General features: G+C 72.9%; 4 protein-coding genes. 3 read left to right on the top strand and 1 reads right to left on the bottom strand.

All coding sequences use genetic code 11. From position 1 onward, the window contains the following. Positions 1-44 precede the first annotated feature (44 nt). Positions 45-710 (top strand): ABC transporter ATP-binding protein, encoded by a 666-nt coding sequence (locus ACOV8S_RS16245; RefSeq protein ID WP_448318524.1) that lies wholly within the window; start codon positions 45-47, stop codon positions 708-710. A 183-nt stretch (positions 711-893) separates the two neighbouring features. After that, complete coding sequence (locus tag ACOV8S_RS16240) at positions 894-1,934, top strand: NAD(P)-dependent alcohol dehydrogenase (RefSeq protein ID WP_448318523.1); 1,041 nt, start codon at positions 894-896, stop codon at positions 1,932-1,934. A gap of 85 nt (positions 1,935-2,019) precedes the next feature. Here the strand turns inward: ACOV8S_RS16240 and ACOV8S_RS16235 are convergent, their stop codons facing one another. Next, positions 2,020-3,501 carry a glycerophosphodiester phosphodiesterase family protein gene (locus tag ACOV8S_RS16235; protein WP_448318522.1) on the bottom strand — a complete coding sequence of 494 codons (1,482 nt, stop codon included), beginning with the start codon at positions 3,499-3,501 and terminating at the stop codon, positions 2,020-2,022. A gap of 256 nt (positions 3,502-3,757) precedes the next feature. Here ACOV8S_RS16235 and ACOV8S_RS16230 point away from each other — a divergent pair. Next, positions 3,758-4,510: NAD(P)-dependent oxidoreductase (locus tag ACOV8S_RS16230; RefSeq protein WP_448318521.1), on the top strand; the 753-nt coding region annotated here is incomplete at its 3' end.

Below are 4,510 nucleotides of genomic sequence, written 5' to 3'. Positions count from 1 at the left end.
CTCCCCGACCTCCCTTCCGCCCTTTCAGCAGGAGCAACGACACCATGTACGAACTCACCGGCGTCACCCGCCGCTACACCCGCGGCAAGGGGGTCGTGGACGCGCTGGCCGGCATCGACCTCACCATCGCCGACGGCGACCGCCTGGTCATCCAGGGCCCCACGGGCGGCGGCAAGTCGACCCTCCTCCAGATGCTCGGGGGCCTCGACCGCCCCACCGCCGGCAGCGTCGTGCTGGACGGCGTGGACCTCGCCGGGCTCTCCGAGGCGCGGCTGACCCGGATCCGCAGCGAGAAGATCGGCTTCGTCTTCCAGGGCTTCAACCTCATCCCGACCCTCACCGCGCAGGAGAACGTCGAGACGGCCCTGGTGCCGCTCGGCGTGCACCGCAGGGAACGGCGCGAGCGGGCCGCCGAGGCCCTCGCCTCGGTGGGACTGGGGGAGCGGCTCGGACACGTGCCGAGCGAGCTCTCGGGCGGCCAGCAGCAGCGGGTGGCCATCGCGCGCGCCCTGGTCAAGCAGCCCAAGGTGCTGCTCGCCGACGAGCCGACGGGCAACCTGGACGAGTCCACCCGGGACGAGATCATGACCGTGCTGGAGACCCAGTGGAAGGAGCACGGACTGACCTTCGTCATGGTGACCCACGACTCCCACCTGGCCAAGCAGTCCCCCCGCGTGGTGACCCTCCGCAAGGGCCGCGTCGCGGGCTGACCCCCCGCGGCGGCACGGCGCGGGCCTCCGCCCCCGGGAGGCCCGCCATGGCGGGGCGGCGGCCCGTCCAGCAGGGATTACGGAGTCTTTGCCCCCCGGCCCGGCATAAAGAGGTGCCGAACGGGGTTGACGAACACTGCAATCGCGCAAGCACCCCCTCGAAGAACCGGAGAACCACCCGGCATGACTTCTGTCGCCGCCTACGCCGCCCCCGCCGCCAAGGCTCCGCTGGAGCGCACCACCGTCGAGCGCAGGGAGGTCGGCGAGCACGACGTCCTGATCGACATCAAGTACGCCGGTATCTGCCACTCCGACATCCACACCGTCCGCGAGGAGTGGGGCCAGACCCACTTCCCCCTGACCCCCGGCCACGAGATCGCCGGTGTGGTCACCGAGGTCGGCCCCGGCGTGACCCGGTTCAAGGTCGGCGACCGCGTCGGCGTCGGCTGCATGGTGGACTCCTGCCGTGAGTGCGAGAACTGTCTCAACGGCATCGAGCAGCACTGCCTCAAGGGCAACGTCGGCACCTACGGCTCCCGCGGCCGGGACGGCGAGATCACCCAGGGCGGTTACTCCACCCACATCGTCGTCGACGAGAACTACACCGTCCGCATCCCCGACGGCCTCTCCCTCGACGTCGCCGCCCCGCTGCTGTGCGCCGGCATCACCACGTACTCCCCGCTGAAGAACTGGGGCGCGGGCCCCGGCAAGAAGATCGCCGTGGTCGGCCTGGGCGGCCTCGGCCACATGGCCGTCAAGATCGCCCACGCCATGGGCGCCGAGGTGACCGTGCTGTCGCAGTCGCTGCGCAAGAAGGAGGACGGCCTCAAGCTGGGCGCCGACCACTACTACGCGACGGCCGACCCCCGCACCTTCGAGGAACTGCGCGGCGAGTTCGACCTGATCGTCTCCACGGTCTCCGCCAACGTCGACTTCAACGCGTACCTGGGTCTGCTGAAGACCGGCGGCACGCTGGTCAACGTCGGCGCCCCCGAGAACCCGATCTCGCTCCAGCTCTTCGCCCTCATCGGCGGCAACAAGAACCTGGCCGGCTCCATGATCGGCGGCATCGCCGAGACCCAGGAGATGCTGGACTTCTGCGCCGAGCACGGGCTGGGCGCGGAGATCGAGCTGATCTCCGCCGACCGGATCAACGAGGCCTACGAGCGCGTCGTCGCCTCCGACGTGCGCTACCGCTTCGTCATCGACACGGCCACGATCTGACGGAACGTCTCCGCGCGACAAGGAAGGGCCCCGGCGGGCGACGCCGGGGCCCTTCCTCGTATCTGCTGCCGCCCCCTGCCCCGCCTCAGCCCTGCTGCGTCTGCCAGGCGATCAGCTCCGCCGGACGGTTGCTGATCACGGCGTCCACCCCCAGGGCGTCCAGCGTCTTCCACTGCGACGGCTCGTCCACCGTCCACACCATGGTGGCGACGCCCGACCGGTGCAGGTCGCCCACCACCGACGGCTTGGCGGTCAGCGCGGACGCCTTCGGGTTGTACGCGGTGAGGCCCAGATCGCGGGCGACCGCCACCGGGTCGGCGTCCAGCGTGGACGTCAGGTAGCCGCGGGGCAGCGTGGGCGCCAGCTCACGCGCCCACTTCAGGTGCTGCTTGCTGAAGCTCTGCACGAAGACCCGGTCCGGTGAGAGGACCCCGGCCGCCCGGAGCGCGTCGAACATCCGGGCCACCTGGTCCTTGGACGAGGCCCGCTTGATCTCCAGGAGCAGCTTTCCGCCCCGCGCCTTCAGGTCCGCGCCCTGCGCCCGCAGGGTCGGCACGTGCTCGCCCTTGTACGCCGAGGAGAACCACGACCCGGCGTCCAGCTCGTCCAGCTGCGCGGAGGTGAGGGCGGTGAGGTCCCCGGTCCCGTTCGTGGTGCGGTCCACCGTGCTGTCGTGCATGACGTACGGGACGCCGTCCTTGCTGATCTGCGCGTCCGTCTCGATGAGGTCCGCGCCCGCGCGGCGCGCCAGCTCCTGTGCCGCCAGCGTGTTCTCCGGCGCGGCGGCCGAGGCCCCCCGGTGCGCCACCGCCAGCGCGGGCTCGCCCGGGCCGCGGAGGTAGGGGTTGAGCGAGGGCAGGGCGGTGACTCTCACGTCGTCGAACGCGACGGTCGCGCCGTCCACCAGCAGCGCCTGACGGCCGTTCGCGGAACGCCGCAGCTTGTTCGTGCTCAGCACCTTCCGTCCGTCGAGGTACCAGGTCGCCTTCATGCCGTGGACGTCCACCCGCACCCGCACGTCCTTGCCGGTGCCGGCCGCGGCGGGAGCGGCGGCGGTGTCGGTGACGTTCCAGGTGCCGGCCGTCGTCCGCTGGGCGAACTCCACGCCGTTGGCGGCGGTGGAGCGGGAGCGCAGGGTGGCGATCCACCACGGGGTGGCCCCGCTCGACGGCAGGTCGAGGCCGAGCGCGAACCAGCGGGAGGTGTCGTCCACCGACTCGAACCGGGCGGTGGCCTCGAAGCGGTAGTCGGTGAGCTGGGTGCCGAAGGTGATCCGGGCGCGGGTGCCGCCGTCGCCGACGAGACGGCCGTTGCGCACCTTCCAGGCGCCGCTGACCGCCTTCCAGCCGGAAGGCAGGGCGGTGCCGCCGAAGGTCTGGCCGACCACCGTGGTGCCGGGGGCGGCCGCGGTCGCGCGGATCGGCGTCGGTGTCGCCGGGACGTCGGGCATGGCCACCGCCGACGGGGCGGACGCCCCCGCGGTGAACGCGACGCTGATCGCCAGTACGGTCGGTACGGTCGTGGGCCTGAAGGTCCGGCTTCGCGTATCCCTGGTTTCCCTGGTCATGTTCACGACGCTAGGGAGCGGTGGGTAACGCGCCGGTACCGCGAAGTGACGGTCCGTGGACGGTCGGATGGCGGGCGGACGCCGGGATTCCACGGGCGTGACACGGGAGACCCGGGGGTGCGTGAGGTGTGCCCGCGGGGCCTGGGGCGCGGGCGCGGGTCCCGGCGCTCGGGCCGCGGGTCCCGGGCGTCGGGTTTCGGGGATGCGTCGGGGTGCACGGCGGGTGACGGGTGACGGTGAGAGGCAGGGGATGGGCGTGAGCGTGGGACGGTCGGCGGCGGCGACGGACGTCGCGCGGGAACTGGACCGGGCGGTGGTCGTAGCCGGGGACGAGGTCTCCGACCCGCTGCGGACGGCCCTCGCGGAAGCCCTGGGCCGCCCCGTACTCAGCGGCCCCGCCCCCGACGGGGCCTCGGTGGTCCGGGTCGGCTCCCGGCGGCCCGCGTTCGCCGAGGGCGGCGAGCGCCTCGTCTGGTTCCACAGCGTCAACGCCGGCGTGGACGCGCTGCTGCGGGGCGGCGCGGACCGGGAGGCATGGCCCGCCGAGGTCCTCCTGACCCGCACGGTCGGACGGATGGGCGACCGCATGGCCCAGTACGTCCTCGGCTGGGTCCTGTCCGAGTGCCAGCGCGTCCCCGACTTCCTCGCCGCCCACGACCGCGCCGACTGGTCCCGCCGCGACACCGAACTCGCCGCCGGTCAACTCGCCCTCGTCTACGGCGCGGGCCGCATCGGCGCCCGCGTCGCCCACTACCTGCGCGGCGCCGGCGTCCGCGTGTTCGAGGCGGGCCGTGCGGCCGTGCCCGACGCCGACGCCCTCCTCCCGGACGCCCGCTGGGTCGTCGACGTCCTCCCCCTCACCCCCGCCACCCGCGACTTCTTCGGCCCGCGCCGCCTCGGCGCGATGCGCGGCGCGACGTTCCTCAACATCGGCCGGGGCGCGACGGTCGACCTGACGGCACTGGAGGCGGCGCGGGCCGAAGAAGTCGCGGGTGGCGGGGGTGAGGGG

The organism is Streptomyces sp. CO7 (assembly GCF_053474865.1).
This window is presented reverse-complemented; position numbering and strand designations above follow the sequence as displayed.

What these genes read in the sequence shown, in the direction of transcription:
- ACOV8S_RS16235 (WP_448318522.1), bottom strand. Translation starts at nt 3,501, where the DNA reads ATGACCAGGGAAACCAGGGATACGCGAAGCCGGACCTTCAGGCCCACG.
- ACOV8S_RS16240 (WP_448318523.1), top strand. Translation starts at nt 894, where the DNA reads ATGACTTCTGTCGCCGCCTACGCCGCCCCCGCCGCCAAGGCTCCGCTG.
- ACOV8S_RS16245 (WP_448318524.1), top strand. Translation starts at nt 45, where the DNA reads ATGTACGAACTCACCGGCGTCACCCGCCGCTACACCCGCGGCAAGGGG.